Below are 22,815 nucleotides of genomic sequence, written 5' to 3' on the forward strand. Positions count from 1 at the left end.
GATGCACTGTCTGATGTACTTGTAGAATCACTCATTGATTCTGACTTAGAATCTGAAGCTGAACTTGATGCACTGTCTGATGTGCTCATTGATTCTGATTTTGAATCGGACATTGATGTCGATGCACTGTCCGATGTGCTCATTGATTCTGATTTTGAATCAGACGCTGAATTTGATGCGCTATCCGAGGTACTTGTGGATTCACTTGATGCACTGTCTGATGTGCTCATTGATTCTGATTTTGAATCGGACATTGATGTTGATGCACTGTCCGATGTACTTGTAGAATCACTCATTGATTCTGACTTAGAATCTGAAGCTGAACTTGATGCACTGTCTGATGTGCTTGTAGATTCTGATTTTGAATCGGACATTGATGTTGATGCACTGTCCGATGTACTTGTAGAATCACTCATTGATTCTGACTTAGAATCTGAAGCTGAGCTTGATGCACTGTCTGATGTGCTCATTGATTCTGATTTTGAATCGGACATTGATGTCGATGCACTGTCCGATGTACTTGTAGAATCACTCATTGATTCTGATTTTGAATCAGATGCTGAGTTTGATGCGCTATCCGAGGTACTTGTGGATTCACTTGATGCACTGTCTGATGTGCTTGTAGATTCACTCATTGATTCTGATTTTGAATCAGACGCTGAGCTTGATGCACTGTCTGATGTGCTCATTGATTCTGATTTTGAATCGGACATTGATGTTGATGCACTGTCTGATGTGCTTGTAGAATCACTCATTGATTCTGATTTTGAATCAGATGCTGAGTTTGATGCGCTATCCGAGGTACTTGTGGATTCACTGGATGCACTGTCTGATGTACTTGTAGAATCACTCATTGATTCTGATTTTGAATCAGACGCTGAGTTTGATGCGCTATCCGAGGTACTTGTGGATTCACTAGATGCACTGTCTGATGTACTTGTAGAATCACTCATTGATTCTGACTTAGAATCTGAAGCTGAACTTGATGCACTGTCTGATGTGCTCATTGATTCTGATTTTGAATCGGACATTGATGTCGATGCACTGTCCGATGTGCTCATTGATTCTGATTTTGAATCAGACGCTGAATTTGATGCGCTATCCGAGGTACTTGTGGATTCACTGGATGCACTGTCTGATGTGCTCATTGATTCTGATTTTGAATCGGACATTGATGTTGATGCACTGTCCGATGTACTTGTAGAATCACTCATTGATTCTGATTTTGAATCAGATGCTGAGTTTGATGCGCTATCCGAGGTACTTGTGGATTCACTGGATGCACTGTCTGATGTACTTGTAGAATCACTCATTGATTCTGATTTTGAATCAGACGCTGAGTTTGATGCGCTATCCGAGGTACTTGTGGATTCACTAGATGCACTGTCTGATGTACTTGTAGAATCACTCATTGATTCTGACTTAGAATCTGAAGCTGAACTTGATGCACTGTCTGATGTGCTCATTGATTCTGATTTTGAATCGGACATTGATGTCGATGCACTGTCCGATGTGCTCATTGATTCTGATTTTGAATCAGACGCTGAATTTGATGCGCTATCCGAGGTACTTGTGGATTCACTGGATGCACTGTCTGATGTGCTCATTGATTCTGATTTTGAATCGGACATTGATGTTGATGCACTGTCCGATGTACTTGTAGAATCACTCATTGATTCTGATTTTGAATCAGATGCTGAGTTTGATGCGCTATCCGAGGTACTTGTGGATTCACTTGATGCACTGTCTGATGTGCTTGTAGATTCACTCATTGATTCTGATTTTGAATCGGACATTGATGTTGATGCACTGTCCGATGTACTTGTAGAATCACTCATTGATTCTGACTTAGAATCTGAAGCTGAGCTTGATGCACTGTCTGATGTGCTTGTAGATTCACTCATTGATTCTGACTTAGAGTCTGACGCTGAATTTGAGGCACTGTCTGATGTGCTTGTAGATTCGCTCATTGATTCTGATTTAGAATCTGACGCTGAATTTGATGCGCTATCCGAGGTACTTGTGGATTCACTGGATGCACTGTCTGATGTGCTTGTAGATTCACTCATTGATTCTGATTTTGAATCGGACATTGATGTCGATGCACTGTCCGATGTACTTGTAGATTCACTCATTGATTCTGATTTTGAATCAGATGCTGAGTTTGATGCGCTATCCGAGGTACTTGTGGATTCACTGTCTGATGTGCTTGTAGATTCGCTTGTTGATTCTGAAGCAGAAATGGAGTCACTATCTGACATACTTATTGATGCTGAATCAGAGTTGGAAGTTGAATCAGAGATTGAGATTGATTCACTAATGGATTCTGATTTCGAACCTGAATTAGGGTCGTCTGATTCTGAAGCGGAGATAGACTCTGAGTCTGATATAGAGAGAGATTCACTGCTGGATTCTGATTTTGATTCTGAATTAGGATCGTCTGATTCTGAGGCTGAAATAGACTCTGAATCAGAGATTGAGATGGACTCACTAATGGATTCTGATTTTGATTCTGAATTAGGATCGTCTGATTCTGAGGCTGAAATAGACTCTGAATCAGAGATTGAGATGGACTCACTAATGGATTCTGATTTTGATTCTGAATTAGGGTCGTCTGATTCTGAGGCTGAGATAGATTCTGAATCAGAGATTGAGATGGATTCACTACTTGATTCTGATTTTGATTCTGAATTAGGGTCGTCTGATTCTGAGGCTGAGATAGATTCTGAATCAGAGATTGAGATGGATTCACTACTTGATTCTGATTTTGAATCTGAATTAGGATCGTCTGATTCTGAGGCTGAAATAGACTCTGAATCAGAGATTGAGATGGACTCACTAATGGATTCTGAATTAGGGTCGTCTGATTCTGAGGCTGAGATAGATTCTGAATCAGAGATTGAGATGGATTCACTAATGGATTCTGATTTTGATTCTGAATTAGGGTCGTCTGATTCTGAGGCTGAGATAGATTCTGAATCAGAGATTGAGATGGATTCACTACTTGATTCTGATTTTGAATCTGAATTAGGATCGTCTGATTCTGAAGCTGAAATAGATTCTGAATCAGAGATTGAGATGGATTCACTGCTTGATTCTGATTTTGAATCTGAATTAGGATCGTCTGATTCTGAGGCTGAAATAGATTCTGAATCAGAGATTGAGATGGATTCACTACTTGATTCTGATTTTGAATCTGAATTAGGATCGTCTGATTCTGAGGCTGAGATAGATTCTGAATCAGAGATTGAGATGGATTCACTACTTGATTCTGATTTCGAATCTGAATTAGGATCGTCTGATTCTGAAGCTGAAATAGATTCTGAATCAGAGATTGAGATGGATTCACTACTTGATTCTGATGTAGAAGGAGAATTATCAATAATAGTCAAATTTGCTTCAGCAGATAATTGATGAACAGAAGTTTCATCAAGATAGTAGAGCGTAACCTTATATGTGCCTGCTTTAGAAAAATCAACCAAAGAAGTATCTGCTGTAACCTTAGAGCCATCTCCTAGAGTTCCATCACTATTGGTCAACGTATCTACCATAGTGCTTGGATCAAATGTTTCTCCTAAATTTATTGTGTTATCTTTTGCAGTAAATTTAGACTGATCAATTCGATAAATCCATTCTTGGCGGATAGTTTGACCAGCCCTCGCAGCCTCTCCATCTGTATTAATAGCATCAATTACCTGTTCAGGGCTCGTAACTATTCCTGGCTGTAAAGAATTAAAAATGTTATACCATTGGAGTAGTGATGTATAACTCCTTCCAGGTTCTCCCATCATTGATTTATTTGCGTCTACAATATAATTAACTCCACCGACCGCAATCGTTTTTGGGTGTCTCAAAATAATATTATCACCCGGATTAAATGTATCTATATCATCATCAGCTAACTTAACCCCTGTTTCATCTGTGTAGGTTATTGTAAGAGTAGCTAAATCGGATGCTTTAGCACTCGGTTTCTCACTTAATTCTTCATTTGATTGAAGCGTATTAGATGTTGCTGACTTTATTGGTATAGTAGTACTATCTTTTTCAGCAAGTGTCTGCGTATCAAGATTTTTTTCCACAGTCGGTGTTGAAGTTTCAGCAAAGGTTGTAGTTTTCAAGTGACCACCAAGTAAACTTAGGCCCACACCAGTAGCTAACCTTAAGGACCATTTCACACCTTGTGACAGATTTGTATTTTCACTTTCTTTATCATAAACCTGCTGATATTTGCTCTCTTGAATATCAGTCTTCACTTTAATTTGTTGTGTAGATTTTTTTGAAAAGTTCAACCAGCTGCTTTGAGTAAGACTAGAAAATACCCAAAACTTCCCAGACTTATGCATTCTAAAGCGTGTAACTTGTTTTAGAAGACCTTTTTTTCTACCATTTTTATTCATAAAAATTTTCCTTTTTTTTTATTAATTTTTTGTTTTCTTCACATTTAGTTTTATATTTTTTACTTCCCTGCCCTCCCCTTTCAATTGAACTGATTGATAACTTACTAAATGTCATCTCATTGAGTCCGACACTAATGATGGCAATAGAATAAGCATAGGCATTTTTTATGTATGTAAAATCACCCCCTTTACTGGGTAAAACTTGCTTCTCTATTACTTTTCCACCTCTGTCTAGAAATATAATTTGTAACATTATCGAATGCTCTGGAAGGATTTGGCCGTTAAAAGATAAGCAATAGCTTTCTCCTTTCTTCAGGAGGGGCAACTGAAGAGGGGTTCGAACTTGCTGATAAGTTATATTTGACCCCCATGTCGCTATTACTGCTCCAGGAGGTAAATTTGTATTTTTAAAAAAAATTTCCGAATCCCTCATCGTTACAGTGGAACCATATTTATAAATATCTATTAGAGCCGATGTCCAATCTATTTCGAACCTCATTTAGACCTCCTGCTGAAAATATTCACTTAAAACCCGCCTATATTGATGAAGAAACCACTGATTAATAGCTTGAGAATTATCATTATGACGGCCAGAGATACCTTTACCAACAACTACTGAAGAAGTATGAGATAAATACTCAACTAAATCACTATAAGCTGTTTGATCGTAGTCATCATTTTTCATATAAGCTATGATAAATTGCGTATTTTCAAAATTAGACTCATTAAATTTTTTCCAAAAACGTTGATTGAGTTCTTTTACTCCACTCTCATCTAGCTTTCCAGTCAAGAATCTGAGTATATCTAACGATGTGGGAAAGCCTCCAGGTCGGACAATTCTTTCGTTTTTTGCGATATTCCCAACATTAACTAGAGGTTTACCAATTATTACAGAATGAGGGGCTAAAGCACCACTATAATAAAGTGCTCCATAAGTGCCCATTGATAAGCCCGAAAGAATCAATTCTTTTGAAGTAAATCCAAGATATTTCAAACAATTTTCAATAACATTTTTCAGTTTATTTTCTAATACCTCACTTCCCATATAAAAACTTCCTCCCTCAAGCCGAGGATCTGTAATAAGAAGAAAGGGTGCTCCCAAATTCTTCATCATATAAAAGCCTTCAAACCCTTCTGCTGAGCGATACCCTGAAAAGTAAACATTTAATGGAGGTTTGAGATTGCCCGGATTGAAATAATAAAATAGTTCTTGTTTGTACTGATCAACTATTCTTCTTCCGCCTAAAATATACTCGCCATAACCATGGCGGGAATCCCTGTAATGCAATGGCCCTACTTGAAGCTTCCCTTTTCCATATGCCGACAAAGCTATACTTAGATAGCCTATATTTTTCTTATATTCAATTTCTAACCCATTATCTATTTCTTTTTTAGAGTATATTGAGTCCATAACAATCTCATCACCCCCCTCGCGAGTTCCCAAAATATGCATGGTAATATCTACATCATCATCGCAAATATACTCTAACCATAATTTCTTAGAACGCTGAGACATTCCAATATTGTATTGCCAGTTTAATATATTTCGTCCTGACAATTTTGAAAAATCCCCTGTCAAGGTTAAAGAAACTTCTCCGATTATTTCTCTTTTACCACAAAACTCATCATTAATTTTTATGGTATTGGTATGTAGCTTAGAACCCATTTGTCCACTGAAAAAATTTTCACAGATATTTTGTAAAACTTTGAATTTGTTGTCAGTATTAATTATTACAGGTAATTTCTTTTTCTTTAACAAAGGTAGAAGATTAGAGGAGAGCGAACTGTCAATGATTAAACCATAAGCCTCTATAAATGGCGCTATTTTTTCCAACAAGTTGTTATCAAGAAGATCTGTACAGAGTACAGCTTCAAATGAGCGGCCATTTTGACTACTTATAAATTCCTCTAAATCATCTGAGTCTACTTTTTGGGGGTCAATAAAAGACCAATCTAATTGACTTGCAAAATTTTCATTTACGTCTAAAGTCCAGTCTTGCTTACCTATATGTAAAACCCTAATTTTCTTTTTTGTCATTCTTCTCCTTTACCAAACGAAGTATTTTCTCTCGCAACATTTTTCCAGAATACTCTTTGATCTGAGCAACTGCGTGGACTCTCGCTTGTTGCCAATATGTCAAATTCTCTAGATAGTACTCCATGCCTGAGTAAAGCTCACTTAAATCAGACAGTATTAATCCATTTTTTGTATGTTCAACATATTCTGTATTTTTTATATTAATTTGAGGAAGTCCCGCACTAATACTAGAAATTTGTGTAAATACATCTGGTTGTTGACTCATGTCAATAACCAGCCGTGCTTGATGAATTAAAGTATAAAGCTTTTCATCAGTCACAACAGTCAGAAATTCTAAACTTTGTTTCAGATTCTGTAGTCTTTGCAATTCTACAAAGTGTTCCCTAAAGAAGGATGTATCTAGTTCCGAATCGTTCATTTTTTCCCATTGTTCCATCATTATAAAAAGCTCTGGGAAAAGTAGGCTTATTACTTCGTTCATAATCTTGGAAAAGGCATTGATTGACTGTTCAGATGTAACTCGAAGAAACACTTTAAATTTTCTTAAAGTATCTCCTTTTTCTTGATTTTCAAAAATATATTTCAAAAAAGTTTGAATCAGTATTTGAACTTCTTCATCACTCAGATTTCTTGTATCCGTATAAATTACTTCTTCTTCTAATTCTTGGGTAATACTCAAATCAAAACGTGTATCATAAGGAGTAATGACCTCAATACTATTACTTTCACCAATAATTTCTTCTAGACGTAATTTCTGAAATTTAGAATCAGCAATTATATTTTTTACTTGTAAAGAGAGACTTTTTACCATTGTCTTTACTCGCGCCATATTACTCACTCTTTCATGAAAAAAGGAAAGAATCATTTTTGAACGATAGAAACTATAAGGAAGAAATTTAAGATTTTCTTGACTCACAGATATAATAATGGAATCAATCTCCTCTATTTCTTCCAGTGTAGACTCTAGATACTCTTCTTTTAATACTTCTATATTTTCATATTTTAAATATTTGAAATTTTTCCGATTATGAGGGTTTACTTCACAATGGCCGAAAGGATATTGTTTGAAAATGCTCTCTCCAGCACAATCTAAGTAGTTTGTATAAATCATCTCGCCCTTATTATAGAGTTTGTAACTAGATAAAAAACCGCGATCATCATAAATTTCGACTTTTTCAAGTACAGAATTTTCAAAGTGGTGCACTTCTGAAATATGCGCACCTTCTCCAAAATAGATTTTCCCAATAAGTTGCTGGTGATAATAAACAAGGATATGGAAAGGAGTGTAATAGTATTCACTCTCTTTCGGAAAATTTAATGAAGAAAGTAATATTTTTACTTGTTCACGACCCTCTACACCCTGAATTTTGTCAAAAATATTCAGCCAATTACATTCCAATAAATCATAGTGATGTAGGAAATATCTCAAAGAAGGCATATATCCTGGAATTACCACCCTGTAAGAGTCATCAGCTAACATAAATGCTTTTATTTGTCCCATAAGATCATCTGAAGATAAACCGGCTTCCGAAATATTCTCCCACTTGGGAATAAATACAATCATATTTTCTTATATTTATATTAGCGGGTAGCTCCCGCCAGTATAAATCCTTTCTTTTTAATTTGTTTTATACTTAAGTTTGTAGCGCTGTGGATTAGTTCAAATTTTCAATCGCTTTGACGATTTTGAGGAGAATCTAACCACAGCTCTTTGTTTAATTGGTAATGAGAATGATAACGCTAGACGTTTTATTTCGTATAAGAATACAAGGCAAAGAGTGCGTGGAATTACAAACAGTCGCTCAATAAATCTCTAGGAGAATCATTATGCTTTATGTTGGAATTGATGTCGCAAAGAACAAACATGACCTCGCTGTCATTGACGAAATGGGAAATATCATTGAGAAGAACTTTCGGTTTGAAAATTCATATACTGGTTTTCAAAAACTTCAAGTTCGACTGTCTTGTTTAACTGAACCTTTTGGAGACTCAGTACTTATTGCTCTTGAGGATACAGGACATTATGCTTATAATCTTATTGTTTTCTTGAGAAAACTAGGGTATACTGCCATCACTTACAACGCCTTGCTCATCAAAGAATTTGTCAAGTCTTTATCATTACGTAAGACAAAGACAGATGTAAAAGACGCTCTAGCTATTGCTCAAAAACTGAAAGCTGATACACATCCTGAACGTTTTGAAGTAGACGAAGCTATGCAAGAACTCAAAGAATTGACACGTTATCAAAAGCGCCTCATACAAGCACGTTCTAAGAATAAAAATCTTTATGTTCGCTTGCTTGATATTATGTTTCCCGAATTTGCTCGAATAGTCGGGAATGTTCATAACCAGTATGTTTACGAACTTCTAACAAGCTATCCAACACCGCAAAAGATCAAGCGTGCAAGATTTGATTCTTTACTTAAAATCAAGCGATTAACCGCAAGTAAAGCCAATGAAATTCAAGAAGCTGCCCAAGTTACAATTGGTAACCCTTCGTCTGCACTTCAACTTGAACTGAAACAGTTGATTTTAACCATTTGTCACTACGATAAGCAGATTGATGAGATACAGTTTCAAATCAATACAATCACGGAACAAACGAACTCGCCTATATTCTCAATCACAGGCATTGGGCAACGCTTAGGAGCGATTATCCTTGCCGAAATTAAGAATATTGATAACTTTTCTAATCCTGCACAACTCCAAGCCTTCGCTGGGTTAGAACCCTCTATTTATCAATCTGGGCAGATGGATAACTCAGGACGTATGGTCAAGCGTGGTTCACCTTATTTACGCTATGCACTAATTTTGGCTGCACAGTCTATTTGTCGTTACTCACCCTGTTTTAAGGCTTATTTAGCTCTAAAACGAGACCAAGGAAAGCATTATAATGTTGCAGTATCACATGCGGCTAAGAAACTCATTCGAGTCATCTATCATTTACTCAAAACCAATCAAACATTTGATGAAGCCAAATTAAGATAATCTATTTTAAATTCAAAAACTATTTTTAAAGCTTGCTTAATTGCAAGATTTTTTGGGTTCTTCAGATTGAAGTTGTTTGCCAAAAATGATACAATGCAAGTGCATCCTTCAGACGTTTTTATAACTTGGCAAACAAGTCTAACGCAGCAAGGGTGTTTTTTTATTTTCTTTAAAATTTACTTTTTACTTGACTTTTAATATAGAATGTCTCCTTATTCTTTGAGTACTACGCTCAAAAACGAATGACATCTTGGTAACTGTTTCGATAATATAAACTCGTAAACTGAACCTTTATTTCATAAACAAGTAGCATCAAAATAAACCACGTGGGTATAAAATAAGCCCATGTACTTAGCTCTTTCCAATATAAAGACATCACCATAGGAATACCAATTATCAAGCTATTACATAGTGCCGATATTGTAGCCATGTAACTTACTTTATGAAAAAGATATTTTTCTGTATTCTTTCCTGGATAAACCCCACTAAAATAATCTCCACTCTTTTTCATATTCTCTGAGATTTCTTTATAGTCTACGTTGACATAAGCAAATCCATAGCTAAGGACACCCACGCATACACATAAAAGAAGAATCCCTGTAAGATGGCTCAGCTGTATCTGTTCATAAATTGTACTTATGAACTTATTGTTAGGACTATTAATTCGTAATAGATAAACAAAATACTGTGGAAATAAAACAATACTAAAAGCATACATAAAGGGCATTCCTCCTGCAGGATTTATCGGGATAGGAAGATAAGATTGTTTAGCATATTGGTTATCCAACATTACATGTAATTTTGTTAATCGGCGCTCACCTTGATAAAATCTAAATATAAGGTAAGAAACAATGAGCAAGATAGATACTAAAAAGAAAATTTCTATCCCTAAAACTCCAAAATCAGTAGTCTTTGGAATAGCATTAATCACTCGGCTCGGCCATGTACGTACCATACTTACAAGTATAATAATAGTTGGTCCTCCTATCCCTCTCTCGTTGTTTTGATTACCTAACCAAATAAGAACAGACAACCCACAAAGTAAAATAACTATGACTTCGATAAAGTAATAATTATCTGACGAAACAAATATTTTTACTTGGGAAATAATACTCAAACTTTGAATAATACCTAAGAGTAAAGAAATAAAAAATTTTATTTGGTAACTCTGCCGTTGTGTTAAAGTCTGAAGTTTAAATATTTTCGAGACACTGAGAACACGCCACAATATCATCGTTGACATCCAAGGGCCTAAACCAAGAGAAAATAAAGAAAGTCTATTAATGGAGAAACCAGTTGCACTTAATGCTAGAGATAGACCTGGGGCATTTGAGAGCAAGTTGACCAGATTTGTGGAGTCTATTCCAGGCAAAATTATGTTGCTCCCAATAATATAAATTAAAATAATAAAGAGACTGAAGAAAACTCTATCTATAGCTGAGCGTTGATAGTGGTTCATCGTCGGTGTGATTTTCATTTCTATTCACCTTCTCTCTTAGTTACATACTCAGCATAATTCGAGCTAAACCAACTATAATACCTAAAAGGAGTAATGTAGAGGTACATACCACGAGGACATTAACCGTTTTTGACTTTTTCTTAAGCCTAACTTCATTCATGATTTTAGCCTCTTGTTCTTCTATTTTTTGTAATACAGGGTCCTTTTCTTCTATCATTTTATAATCTCCTTATAATCTTCAATTGTAGATTCTCCTGCTTCCCAAAGTTGTTGGCCTAAAGCTTTATGATAGTCTTTTTTTGTTTCTGTAGATGCTTTCACTTTTTTTATGAACTCAAGATACTTGTCAGATTCAAAAATATTACCTTTACTCATAAATTTTGACTGATGCACTGTATTTTTAAATGCAAATATGAGTAAGTGATATTCAAATGCCTTCCTGATTATTTGGTTCACCTCTGTTCCGTGGTTAATATCAAAGTAAAGACTACTTTTTAAAAGTAAACTTTCTAACTCTTCAGTAGTAACAGTAGGAAATAACTGGACATTGGAATAGTGGTCAAACTTCATTAATTTTGCTGACATTTCTGTACGCGCAGCAATATTTATCTCAAAATTAGAAAGTTGTTCTACAATATCTTGAAGTTTCTCAATCTGATCGGAATGAGTCACAATTAATACAGATTTCTTTAGAGTCATATCTTTTTTAAATTCGTAAAGATATCCTAAATAATTAAGGTTTACTTTTGTATTTAGTGGGAGTTGATTTTTAATACATAAATATTCTTCTCGATCTTGAATGATAATATTTTTAGTCATAGTTTTAGAATCATTCAAAATTGCTTTCATATTTCCAGGAATAACACCCAATTTTTCTTGCCAAAATAATGTATGAGCATAGGGTGTTTCTGGTTTTTCTTTGCCTAAAGCAAGTGTTATAAAGAAAGGGAGTCCTAAAGAGTTATAATTAATTTTCGAAGAATCGATTTGGGCGCATTTGAAATAAAATAAAACAAATTCTACATATGACGTAAAAAGAAAATATTTCTTGTTGTAAAAGAGCTGGATGGTATTAGTAATATGGTTGAAAAGAATAACTTCATGTCCTCCATCGTTCAAAAATGTTGTAAGTACAAGCGCTCCATCGCTAAAAGTTTTTTTTCCAAACAAGCTTCCATTCTGATTATAAAGGTCAGTCATTCTCAATCGGCCTTCATCATTGAACCAGTCTACAGATTGAACAATTCTATAGTCATCTTTTCTATCGCTATAATGAATTTCGCCTCTTTTTTTATACCCTTCATATATCTCTGCCCTATGATTATCTCCTCTTATTTCCCAATAATTTGGAATGTCAACCTCATTGAAAAATTTTGGAGATGTTGAGGATAATCTTTCTCCCTCATTTGCTAAAAAAAATTTTAAAGGAGTTTGAACATGAGGTGGTAAAAAACCATTATCGTTGATTACTACTGTTTCAAGCTTATAACCCGCGCGTACTAAAGAATATTCCAAATCAATTGCAAGTTGAGAGTAATTTTCAAATAGATTTATCATGATGCAAGTCTCCTTCAAGTTCTAACCATTTTTGTTGTATATTCTTTGTCAAATATTTAGAAGCAATCTTATAAGAATAGTGCTGCACAGTCTCTAAGTTCCTCTTTTCTTTTCTCTGAAGTTGGACTATAGCACGCGTTAAATTTAAGATATTTTGTTCTCTGTCATTTTTTATAAAGTCAGCTAAATATCCATTCTTACCTTCTTTTATGAATGTTTGATTACCATAACGAACATCAAATCCTACCATCCCTAAACCTGAACCAACTGCTTCGAGAAGAGTAAGCCCAAATCCTTCACTAGTTGATGCAGAAACATACGATGTATAGTTTTTATAAACTTCTTTAAGTTGTTGCTGTCCTTTTAGTACAATATATTCTTGTGCTCCTAATTCCGTAATTAAATCTTTTAGTTTTTGCTCTTCTCCTCCACGGCCATAGATATCTAATGTAAGGTTAGGTATATATTTTTTGGCGTTTACCACTGCTTGAAGTAGCCAATCAAGATGCTTTTCTCCAGCCAAACGTGAGGCAGTAATCAAAGAATTCTCTCGACGCTTTACTTGCTTTTTCAACTCATCAAGGCTTCCCACGGGAATTTCATAAACATTTACCTTACGGTTTTTATATTTTAAAAACTGATCTTCTAAAATATTTTTTTGTGTATTTGTTGCTACGACAAAAAAATCAATACTAGTTTCATTTTTAAACTGATATTCGTAATAATTATTCCAAAGAATCTTCTCTTTATTAGTGAGGGACTCATTAAAATGTTCCGCGTGGATGACTACTCCAATTTTAGCCCTTCCTTTTTCTTTTAAGATTTCGGGTCCTATATGAGTAGAACGGTCTAAAATGACGGTATCATTTTCACTTAATTCAAGTAATTGCATAAAATATAAAAGCAAGTTTTCCTTAGAATATATTGTCTTATCTGGGAAAATAAACAAGCTCTCTTTTCCATTCAAAAGCTCCTCATACGCTATTGAACCGTCTTCATTAAAAAAACGCCTTTGATAGAGATTAGCTTGATTATTTACTGGTTTGAAATATTCTGTAAAAACCTTAGTAGAAGTGTAATAATCTTTCTGAATCAAGTTGCCATTAACTACCATCTCCGTTTTATAAACCATTTTGGGATTATATTTATCTAAATAAGCAGTTAATCGCATATGCGGTTTCTCAAAATAATACACGATTTCACATTGCTTATTTTCTACGCAAGAAATAGCCCCAGAAAAACTTTCTTTTAATTTCTCAATGCTAAATGTATTAGGACCAATGGTAATATTAGTAAAATACTGATAAAACCAAATGATTTCGTCATCTTTGAATCCCATATTTTTTGTCATTGGCTCAATATTTTCATGAAATATATCCATAAAAATAAATTTGGCTTTTTGACCATTTTTCCGAAAAATATTGGCTCGGTATGCTTGGGCATACTCAACTCCACTGCTTGCCCAGCCAATACCTAAATTAAAGTTATAGATTGTCATAACTTGCTCCCCTATAGAAATAACTCTTTCTGAATATCAAGGAGTAATTGTTTAGTAAAGTACCCCTCTTTGATTAAATATGAAACCTTCCTCACATTTGTTATATAAGCTTGATATTCTCTTGGTGTCATAGTTTTTACGTGATTTACTGCCTCTTCTAAGTTTTCCACTACTAAACCTAAGCCATACTTCCTTACAAATTCTTCCTTTGCAAGTCCTTTATTTACTATGATTGGTAAACCAGCTGCTAGATATGTGCTAAATTTATGAGAAACATTCATTTCAGAATATTCCCTTTCATATTGATTCTCAATATTTTCACTCCATACTAAGCCAAAACCACCTCTATTAAGCTCTCTCAACAATTGATCATCAGGTAACCATCCTCTCAATGTTAAAAACCCATCTGCTTTTATATTTCCTTGACTAAATACTTCTAGTTCTAAATCACTTTTCCAATTTCCTACAAACGGAAACCTTGAACTATTCCCAATAAATTTAATCTTACGATAAAATTGAGGATAGTGATCCAGTTGTAAAGAAACAATATGATCCCAAATACTTTGAATTATTGTCACTGTGTTAAGCCCTCGTCCACGTAGAATTTCTTCCATTTTTTTAGAGGGAACAATCACTAAATCTGCAAAATTATAAGCAAGTAAATAACGCTCAAATAAATATTCATTATTTACAAACATGAGTGGGACAAAATCATGGATAAAAATAACGAGATGATTTGTTTTTTCTCTAGCTTTTTTTAAAAACACTTCATCAAAAGCAATACCGTTCCACGTAGGCAGTTGTACAATAAGTAAACTTTCTTTTGGGATACCTGATAAAATTCCTTCAATACGTTTTTCTTTTTCTACTTCTGTATCACTTTCTTGCACTGGATAAGCTTGAATACGAATCTCAGAGTATCCATCATTTTCCGCAATTTTTGTTACTGTATTTTGTGCTAGCATCGCTGTGCTACTCTCACTCTGTCCATACAAATTCGTAATATACTTTTTCAACATACTTAATCCTCTTTCTATGGAAAAGTAACCACTAATTCACTTTTTTTAATATCTAATAAGCTCAAACTTACGTTTTTCACAATCAGCTTGGTTATTTCATTCCGCATCAAATCATAACTTCTCATCGCTTCCTGCTCATATTCTAAAATGGGATGTTTTTGTGCGCTTGTTCTAGATTGAACGATAAAGCGTAATTGATTGAGCGCATCGACTTGTTGGCTCCATGAAACATCAATAGCTTTCAAAATTGAAATTTTTAAATATTGCAAAAAAGCTTCATCATCTCTAATTCTTATTTTCTTTTTCTTAATATTATTTTTAAATACTTCACTAATAACTATTGAAATTTCTTCAACCGAACTGATATGTTTTTCATTCTCACCTTTGAAATTATAATCAATATTATCTAGGATAAATCGCTTTATTTCTCTATAAGTATTTAATTTCTCCTCAACTATACTTTTATTAATAACAATTTCGAGTATCCTTGATACTATGCTTAAGGCAGTGGAAATATCCTCTAATTCTATGATTTTTCTTCGTGCTTGATCTATCTGCCTTTTTTGTAATCTTAATACTTCATCATATTGTAAAGCCTTCTTCCGCTCAGTATAAGCTCTGTCTTCAGACAATTTTTGTGCTCGTTCCAGATAGCGTTTAATGCGTCTACTCTTTATTTGCTTATTGCTCTTCCAATGATGATCGTAATATCGCTGAACACTTTCTTGTACATAAAGCTTTACAATCTCATCTTCTAGCGATTCAAAAGAGTAACTAGATCCTGGTTCTCCCTGACGTCCTGCACGTCCTCTAGCTTGCATTTCTATTCGTTTATTAGGCATTCGTTCGCTAATTATAACTGCTAACCCTCCTCTTTGAATAGCACCTGAGGTCATTTGTATATCTGTTCCTCGGCCTGCCATGGCTGTTGAAACAGTGACTGCATTAATTTTCCCAGCTTCTTTTATAATTTGTGCTTCTTTAACACTGCTTTTTGCATTTAGTATATTATGGGGAATTCCGAGATTTAATAGATGGGTTGAAATCAATTCTGATGCATCCAAAGAACCCGTTATAACTAAGACAGGACGTCCTTCACTGTAAAGTTCTTGTATTTTCACAAGAACAGCTTGAGTTTTTGATTTAAAATTGGGATATATTTGAGAAGGATAATCAATTCTTATATTTTTTTTGTGTGTATTTACTTTTTTCACAGGTAAATTATAGGTTTCAATAAATTCGCCTTCTGAAACTTTAGCTGTACCAGACATACCTGATATTTGCTTGAATTGTCTAAATAAATTTTGGTATGTAATAGAAGAAATCGTTTGGGTTTCAGGAGTAATCTCTACCCTCTCTTTAGCTTGAACCGCTTGATGTAAACCACTCTGTAAGTTAGTTCCCTCTAAAATCCGTCCATCTTTTCTATCTAAGAGCTTTACTTTTCCATCTTCCACGAGATAATCTCGCTCTTTTTTTAAAATACGATGCGCTTTTAAAGCTAAAATAATATGCTGATATATTTGATAGTTTTCTACTTCTAACAGATTTGGAATTGAAAAATAGTGTTTCGCTTTTTCGATTCCTTTTTCTGTGAGCCATACATTAGTTGACTCTTCATCTAAAGAATAGTCAATTTCTTCTTGTAGTATCTCTATAAAATCATTAGAAATTTGAAAATAATTTGATTGTACCTTTGGGGCACCAGAGATAATTAAAGGCATTTGAGCACTATCTAATAAAATCTCATCTACTTCATCTAAAAGTGCAAATTTTAGCTCAGGAAGGAAGGTATCTTCTTGCCTTTCAACAAGACCATTAATTAAAAAGTCAAATCCAAAAGTTGAGTTAGAAAGATATACAATATCTGCTGAGTATATTTGCTTTTTTCTCGTAAAATTAAATTCTGCTTCTTCAGCCTCATTAGTTCCATCCGCCGCCTTTAAACCAAGGTAGTCATATACTTTGCAAAACTTCAAAAAATCTCGTTTGGCTAAATAATCATTTGTAGTAATTAAAAATACAGTTCCTTCATAAAGAGCTTTCAAATACAAGGGCATTGTTGCTACTAAGCTTTTCCCTTCACCCGTTTTCATCTCAACTATATTTCCAAAATAAATTGCAATAGCTGCGTAAACTTGTTCGTTTGTTGGATAAAGACCCAAAATTCTTTTATCTACTTCCCTTACTAAAGCAAATGCTTCAATCATTACTTTATCCCATTTTTCTTTTAATTCAGTAGATTTTTTTATTGATAAAGCAATCTCTTCTAATTGACTATCTGTTTTACCAGCCATCACGGGAGATAGTTGATTCACTTTTTTTAATATTTTAGTGTATCTCATTTTATTCATTTCTATTTATTTATAATATGTCAGTAAAATTTAGGTTTTTCGGAGATTATAACGAGAAACATCTACTAATTCCCCCTAAATATGTGAATAAAATTTTATTTTTTTATGATAAAATAAAATAAGTCGAATTACTTGACTTGAAAATTAAATAAGTATATTATAGAAACGTTCTTTTTTGTACATAGTAAATGAATATGTATAAAAACATCAGGTATTCTATATAAAATACTCTAGGGTATGTCTGAAAAACCTAAATTTTACTGACAAATGTTTTATTATTATAAAACACCGAAGAGATTTAAGTCTCCTCGGTGTTTTCTTTATGGCTATAATTGTTAATCTTTGGGCTTTTTTGCTTTGTACAAATCATATTTTTATTTATTGTTTTTAAATCTTTTGAAATAGAAAATAGAAGCAATGAGAGCAACTATTACGAGTATCAGGCCCATTCCAGCACTTACGAATGTTACTCTTTCATTTTCACCAGTTTCAGGTAATGCATTATGATCTAATGAAGAAGGCTCTAACTTAGGAGTATCTTCTTCATAACTTGGTTTATTTTCATCTGATTTAGAAGTAACATTGTGTTTATTAATAATAATATTCCCTTTATTATTATTACCTATAGTTATCTCATATCCATTTACTTTCGTAATTTCCTTAACAGTATAAACGATATCTTTGCCTTCTTCTTTTTTGAAAAATTTTTCCAGGTATAAGTCCATTTAGAAGCCTTACTTAAATTAATTGGTTCTTTTATTTTCTCACCATTGGTATAAAGTTTCACTTGAATTGAGTCTGGTCGAAAATCGTCTTGGCTGTTGCTGTCATCCCAATACTTAGTTACTGTTATGCTAGTTTGTTTTGGTGTGTAAGGGTTAGTAATGTCAAAGCACAAATTTCCGTAGTATAAGAGGGGGCGCTATCTTCAGTAACTGTATAAACAATCTCTTTTCCATCTTCATACTTAGGAAGGTTAGTAAATAAGTATTTCCAATTATCTTCAGTTCTCACTGTTTTATTAGCTACAGCTTTGCCATTAGCTAATAAATTAATATTTATTAAATCTGGACGAAGACCATCTTGGTTATCACTATCATCCGATGTTTTCTGCCCTTCTATTATTGTATCTCCAGAAATAGTATTAATAAAATTATTTCCATCTTGTGTAGAAATATAATTATCAACTGCTTCTTCTTTTACAGTATACTCATATTCTTTATTATTTTCATCATATTTAGGAAACTCTGTAAAACTACAGTTCCAATTAACATTTTCAGTCACAGCTCTTGAGTCAATTTTAATATCATTTTGATACAGATCAATAATAATTTGTTCAGGCCGTGTTCCTGACGTATTATCATTATCAATTCAGGTCTTAATTCCAGAAATAGAAACTGTGATTTCTCCGTTCCCACTTCCTCCATTATCAGGACTATATACATCTACTGTTTGAGTTATTATATTATTTCCTATTAATTCTCCACTATTTTCATATTTATTAGAGCCCCCATTATTAGTAGCTTATGTTGAATAATCTATTATTACTGCCTCAGTGATATTTCCGAGTATTGTAGTAAAACCAGTTACACCGCTTTCTCCAGTAGCACTTGATGGATAAGTATAAAGAATATCAAAATTATCCCCTTCATTATCATAGTTTACTTAGTATGCTTGAACTGTTCCCGAAATTAATTTTTGATTTGCGCCAATAAAATCAGTATATTTTGCATTATTTATAGTCTGTTTAGCAAAGTGTACCCTAAGACACTCTATGTACAAACACTTGATATCGTCTTCCCTGAATTGGCCAAGATAGTGAAGAATATTCATAATCATTTGTATAGGAACTCCTCTCAATTATCCTGCGCCTCAAAAAAATTAAACGAGCACACTTTAATTCGTTACTTAAAATCAAATGCTTAGCAGCGGATAAAACGAAACAAATTCAAGAAGCAGCTTATTTAACTATAGGAAATAGTTCTATTGCTCTACAGTTAGAAATGACTCAACTCATTGAGATGGTAACATTCAAACGAAACAGATTAACAAGGTTCAAGAACAAATTAATACTCTTATGGCAGAGATAGAGTCACCAATTACAAGTATTACAGGAATCGGGCAACGCTTAGGAGCCATTATACTGGCGGAAATTAAGAACATTCATAACTTCAAAACGCCAAGTCAGCTTCAAGCTTTTGCAGGACTTGAACCCTCTATCTATCAGTCTGGAACAATGGACGTTACAGGTCGTATGGTTAAGCGCAGCTCATGTGACCAAGAAATTAATACGTATCATCTATTACCTTCTCAAAACGAATTAGTATTTTGATGAAAGTAAATTGAGGTAAGAACATCATTGAAATAATTTTTAAAAACTTGCTTAGGCAAGACTTTTTGCATGCTTCAAAGCTCATTACAATTGACAAATTTTTAAAATCAGTTTTTACTTGACTTTTTATATAGTTTGTCTTATTTTTTATAGTCTCGAGGTAAAATCTGACTATTGCTATAGCTTTCAGACTTTTTTCGGTATCCTTCATGGACATTGGTTTCATCAATTCCGTTCGCGTGAAAGAGTTGCTGCAGACCGACAATACCTTAGGTCAGGGTTTGCGTGTGCAAGCCCTTTTATAGAAGAGATTCCTAACTTTTTAAGTGCTTTTTCTGTACCACGTCCTATCCCCCAAAAATCAGTCATTCTTTCAATTGTCCATAATTTAGTTGGAACATCTTCATAGCGAATAAGGTCACGCATATTTCTTTTATGTTTAGCGTAGTTATCCATTGATATTTTGGCGAGTAATGGGTTATCTCCCATGCCTACAGTAATATAAAGTCCCATTCGCTCTAAGACTTCACGCTGCAGCTTTTGAGCTAAATTATCCATTTGCTTATATCTATTTGAGATACCTGGATAAAAATGATTTAAAGATTCTGTGACGTCGATGAAGGATTCATCAATGGAGTAGGAATGTATTTCTTCAAAGGAAGTATAATTAGACAATATTTTTTGCATCTCTATATTTTTTTCAATATAAAGCGCCATTTGGGGCGGGACTACGTATGTTCTTTTTGCCCAACTTTCAATAAAAGCAACGTACTGGATTGTCGGCTCCGTTCGTTTGCCATAAATATCTGTATGCTTTTCATACCAACTTTGATAGTTGAACTTTCGAGATTCAATAAGAAAAGGTAAGTCTGCAGCTCTACTTACATTTGATTTACCAAATACTTCTTTAAATTTGGGGCTGGATGCCAAAATTAATCCATAGGAATTATCCGAACGGCTCATAACACATAAAGATGTTGTTAATGGGGGTAATTTACGTTCTACGCATTCTATTGAAGCATAATTTGACTTTACATCTTCAAAGAATATTGCTCGACGTGGCTCCTTATTATAATCAAATATCACAACTTCCCCTTCTTTCTAATTATTGTGTTTTTTCAATATTATAAAATATTTATAGCTGTTTTTTAATTAAATATATTGACTAATTCAATATTATCCTTTGCTGTTACTATTAACATTAATATTAATAGTAATTGTAATAAAAAACCCCAAAAATAGGGGAATTATTTACTATTTTTTCTTAAAGTATTTAGCAATTGATTTACGGTTTAGAACACCAACTAGTCCAAGTGCAAATGTAAGCAACACTCCTACAAGTCCAATAACATTATAATTTTTTGTGCCGGTTTCAGGTAAATGAATAACTGAATCAGGTGTATCGTTTGGTCCATGAGGAGTAGGTGTGATTGGCTTATAAGAAATCGTTTGGTCTTTGTTATTGATGTCCTTGTGATCTGCAATAGTCGACGAATCATCCGGAGTATTCAATTCTTCTGTCCAAACATAATAAGTTTTATCATCATCTTTACTTGTATCGATTTCAGCTTCAACTTGCTTCATCTGAGCTTTTGCAGTCGCATCATCAATCTTGAAGTCAATTGTTTTGATAATCTTATCTTCTTTGACCTTACCAGCGCCATCTGGTTGAACACGGTGAAGGTAAGCATGCATCATTTGGTCTTTTGAAGCATCTGTCAAATCAATGACATCATACATTTCAGTTGTTGAGCCTTTTTCATCCTTGTCGATAATTTGGTCATTGTTTTTAGTATGAGCTTTTGTTTTGATGGTTGGTTTTTTATTCGTGATCATTTGGTCTTCATTATTCAAGTCCTTGTGGTCACCAATAACAAGGGTATCGTCCTTGGTACGCAGCTCTTCTGTCCACACATAACGAACTTTATCCGTGTCATTCGTTGTATCGATAGTCGTTTCAATATGAGCCATCTTATCTTTAACGGCTTGATCATCAACGTCGAAGGAAAGTGTTTTAATAATCTTATCTGACTCTTTACCCTTGTCATCTGTGACAATACGGTGAAGAAAAGCATGAAGTTTTTGACCTTTTTCAACGTCCCCTTTTAAGTCAACATTATCATACATTTTGGTTCCTTTTCCACGTTCAGGACCATTGATTTCTTGATTCTTGTCTTCAGTATGAGCTTTTGTTTTGATATCCACATGCATCTGTTTGTCTGTAAAGAGACCCATGTTGACTTTGAACATTGTATTTTTACCATCAGTCAAATCTTCTGCTTTAACAGTTGTTTTGAAGAGTTCTTGATGAGTTACAGTGTCAGTCATAGTTACAGTATAAGATTCAGGTGCACCTTGATCGCTTGTGTCTGGTTTTACTTGTACCAAAATACGGTTAATTTTCTTCAAGCCATTAGGTGCTTCTACTTCATCTAAGTAGTAATTACCAATGGCAATATTTTTGAAGACAACCATACCATTAACCATATAGCCGTCAAATCCTTCTGCACTTCCAGAAGTTGATTCACCATTTGAGCCAAAATCATTAATATGATTATCTTTCGTGTTCTTATCAACAGGGGTGAGTTTGAATTTCGCACCATTCAAACCAACAAGCGAACCATTGACATCTTGAACCTTATCAAATTCCATTGACCAACGGAGGACTTTATCCGATACTGTGAGGTTAGAAACAATCGTATTAACGTTTGATTTACCATCTGTATCGTGTTGACCAGACACGACATAATGTTTCGTCGTATCTTGAGAGTATCCATAAGGTGCACCGTTCGTTTGTTTGCCATCATCAGTGACTTTCACTTCTTGCCAGTAATACCCTTTATCTCCAGTATCACCAGTGACAGGAAGATTCTTAACAGCATCTTTATTTACTCCATCTGCCATTTGTAAAGAAAGGTATTTCTCGCCGATTAATTTACCGTTAACTACGGCAATTGGAAGAGCTTTAAAGCCATCTTTGGTGCCAACAGGCTCTCCTTTTTTATGAAGGACTTTGCCCTTAGCATCTTTGATGTCATGTGCGTAAAAGAGCGTATAAACTGCACCTTGAAGCTGCGCATTGCCTTGTGTTTCATCTGATTTTGTATCTTCATCTTGCTTTACAAGGGCTGCATCAACCAAATCTTCTTGGTTAGTATTTTTGCCCGTTTCAT

The 22,815-nt window shown here is 34.2% G+C and carries 15 protein-coding genes and 3 pseudogenes; 3 read left to right on the forward strand and 15 right to left on the reverse strand.

Translation table 11 applies throughout. From position 1 onward, the window contains the following. Positions 1 to 3,414: pseudogene (locus tag BZZ03_RS12195) on the forward strand (hypothetical protein); the annotation flags it as partial. Between the two features lie 20 nt (positions 3,415 to 3,434). On the opposite strand, the pseudogene BZZ03_RS12435 reads toward BZZ03_RS12195, so the two are convergent. From BZZ03_RS12435 to asp1, 4 genes and pseudogenes are all read right to left on the reverse strand, one after another. Further along, positions 3,435 to 4,397 (reverse strand): annotated as a pseudogene (locus tag BZZ03_RS12435) (KxYKxGKxW signal peptide domain-containing protein); the annotation flags it as partial. After that, positions 4,390 to 4,896, reverse strand: coding sequence for an accessory Sec system protein Asp3 (gene asp3 / locus BZZ03_RS10995; protein ID WP_086583304.1), 507 nt, complete (start codon positions 4,894 to 4,896; stop codon positions 4,390 to 4,392). The pseudogene BZZ03_RS12435 and the gene asp3, both read right to left, overlap by 8 nt. Next, positions 4,897 to 6,435 carry an accessory Sec system protein Asp2 gene (gene asp2, locus BZZ03_RS11000; RefSeq protein ID WP_086583305.1) on the reverse strand — a complete coding sequence of 513 codons (1,539 nt, stop codon included), beginning with the start codon at positions 6,433 to 6,435 and terminating at the stop codon, positions 4,897 to 4,899. Then, entirely contained in the window at positions 6,416 to 7,999 is a 1,584-nt protein-coding gene (asp1, locus tag BZZ03_RS11005) for an accessory Sec system protein Asp1 (RefSeq protein WP_086583306.1), read from the reverse strand. The genes asp2 and asp1 overlap by 20 nt, the downstream gene beginning before the upstream one ends. A gap of 263 nt (positions 8,000 to 8,262) precedes the next feature. Here asp1 and BZZ03_RS11010 point away from each other — a divergent pair, with 263 nt between their 5' ends. After that, positions 8,263 to 9,423 carry an IS110 family RNA-guided transposase gene (locus BZZ03_RS11010; protein ID WP_086583307.1) on the forward strand — a complete coding sequence of 387 codons (1,161 nt, stop codon included), beginning with the start codon at positions 8,263 to 8,265 and terminating at the stop codon, positions 9,421 to 9,423. A gap of 232 nt (positions 9,424 to 9,655) precedes the next feature. Here BZZ03_RS11010 and secY2 read toward each other — a convergent pair whose 3' ends face one another. The 9 genes from secY2 to BZZ03_RS11050 all read right to left on the reverse strand — a co-directional run bounded on the left by secY2 (position 9,656) and on the right by BZZ03_RS11050 (position 18,681). After that, on the reverse strand, positions 9,656 to 10,900 hold the full coding sequence (secY2, locus tag BZZ03_RS11015; RefSeq protein ID WP_086583308.1) for an accessory Sec system protein translocase subunit SecY2: 1,245 nt from the start codon (positions 10,898 to 10,900) through the stop codon (positions 9,656 to 9,658). A gap of 22 nt (positions 10,901 to 10,922) precedes the next feature. Continuing rightward, positions 10,923 to 11,099, reverse strand: a complete 177-nt coding sequence (locus tag BZZ03_RS12030) for a hypothetical protein (RefSeq protein ID WP_158092884.1) — start codon at positions 11,097 to 11,099, stop codon at positions 10,923 to 10,925. Next, positions 11,096 to 12,439, reverse strand: coding sequence for an accessory Sec system glycosylation chaperone GtfB (gene gtfB / locus BZZ03_RS11020; RefSeq protein WP_086583309.1), 1,344 nt, complete (start codon positions 12,437 to 12,439; stop codon positions 11,096 to 11,098). The genes BZZ03_RS12030 and gtfB overlap by 4 nt, the downstream gene beginning before the upstream one ends. Further along, a complete protein-coding gene (gtfA, locus tag BZZ03_RS11025; protein ID WP_086583310.1) occupies positions 12,423 to 13,937 on the reverse strand; it encodes an accessory Sec system glycosyltransferase GtfA in 1,515 nt (504 codons plus the stop codon). Before gtfA ends, gtfB begins: the two co-directional genes overlap by 17 nt. Positions 13,938 to 13,948: 11 nt before the next feature. Further along, entirely contained in the window at positions 13,949 to 14,956 is a 1,008-nt protein-coding gene (locus tag BZZ03_RS11030) for a beta-1,6-galactofuranosyltransferase (protein ID WP_233128984.1), read from the reverse strand. A 14-nt stretch (positions 14,957 to 14,970) separates the two neighbouring features. Beyond that, positions 14,971 to 17,310, reverse strand: a complete 2,340-nt coding sequence (locus BZZ03_RS11035; RefSeq protein ID WP_233128985.1) for a preprotein translocase subunit SecA — start codon at positions 17,308 to 17,310, stop codon at positions 14,971 to 14,973. A 374-nt stretch (positions 17,311 to 17,684) separates the two neighbouring features. Next, positions 17,685 to 18,035, reverse strand: a complete 351-nt coding sequence (locus BZZ03_RS11040; protein ID WP_086583312.1) for an LPXTG cell wall anchor domain-containing protein — start codon at positions 18,033 to 18,035, stop codon at positions 17,685 to 17,687. Beyond that, positions 17,954 to 18,208: a Cna B-type domain-containing protein gene (locus BZZ03_RS12440; protein ID WP_086583313.1), complete on the reverse strand. Its 255-nt coding sequence runs from the start codon at positions 18,206 to 18,208 to the stop codon at positions 17,954 to 17,956. The genes BZZ03_RS11040 and BZZ03_RS12440 overlap by 82 nt, the downstream gene beginning before the upstream one ends. Next, a complete protein-coding gene (locus BZZ03_RS11050) occupies positions 18,160 to 18,681 on the reverse strand; it encodes a Cna B-type domain-containing protein (protein ID WP_269843674.1) in 522 nt (173 codons plus the stop codon). The genes BZZ03_RS12440 and BZZ03_RS11050 overlap by 49 nt, the downstream gene beginning before the upstream one ends. Positions 18,682 to 19,387: 706 nt before the next feature. Between BZZ03_RS11050 and BZZ03_RS11885 the strand changes: the two genes are divergently transcribed. Then, entirely contained in the window at positions 19,388 to 19,642 is a 255-nt protein-coding gene (locus BZZ03_RS11885) for a transposase (protein WP_096777367.1), read from the forward strand. Positions 19,643 to 19,791: 149 nt separating this feature from the next. Here the strand turns inward: BZZ03_RS11885 and BZZ03_RS11060 are convergent. Continuing rightward, positions 19,792 to 20,728, reverse strand: a pseudogene (locus BZZ03_RS11060) (Y-family DNA polymerase); the annotation flags it as partial. A 168-nt stretch (positions 20,729 to 20,896) separates the two neighbouring features. Beyond that, positions 20,897 to 22,815, reverse strand: a 1,919-nt coding sequence (locus BZZ03_RS11065) for a SpaA isopeptide-forming pilin-related protein (protein WP_143466342.1), incomplete at its 5' end; no start/stop codon positions are given.

It is taken from the genome of Lactococcus petauri (assembly GCF_002154895.1).
Lineage (GTDB): Bacteria > Bacillota > Bacilli > Lactobacillales > Streptococcaceae > Lactococcus > Lactococcus petauri.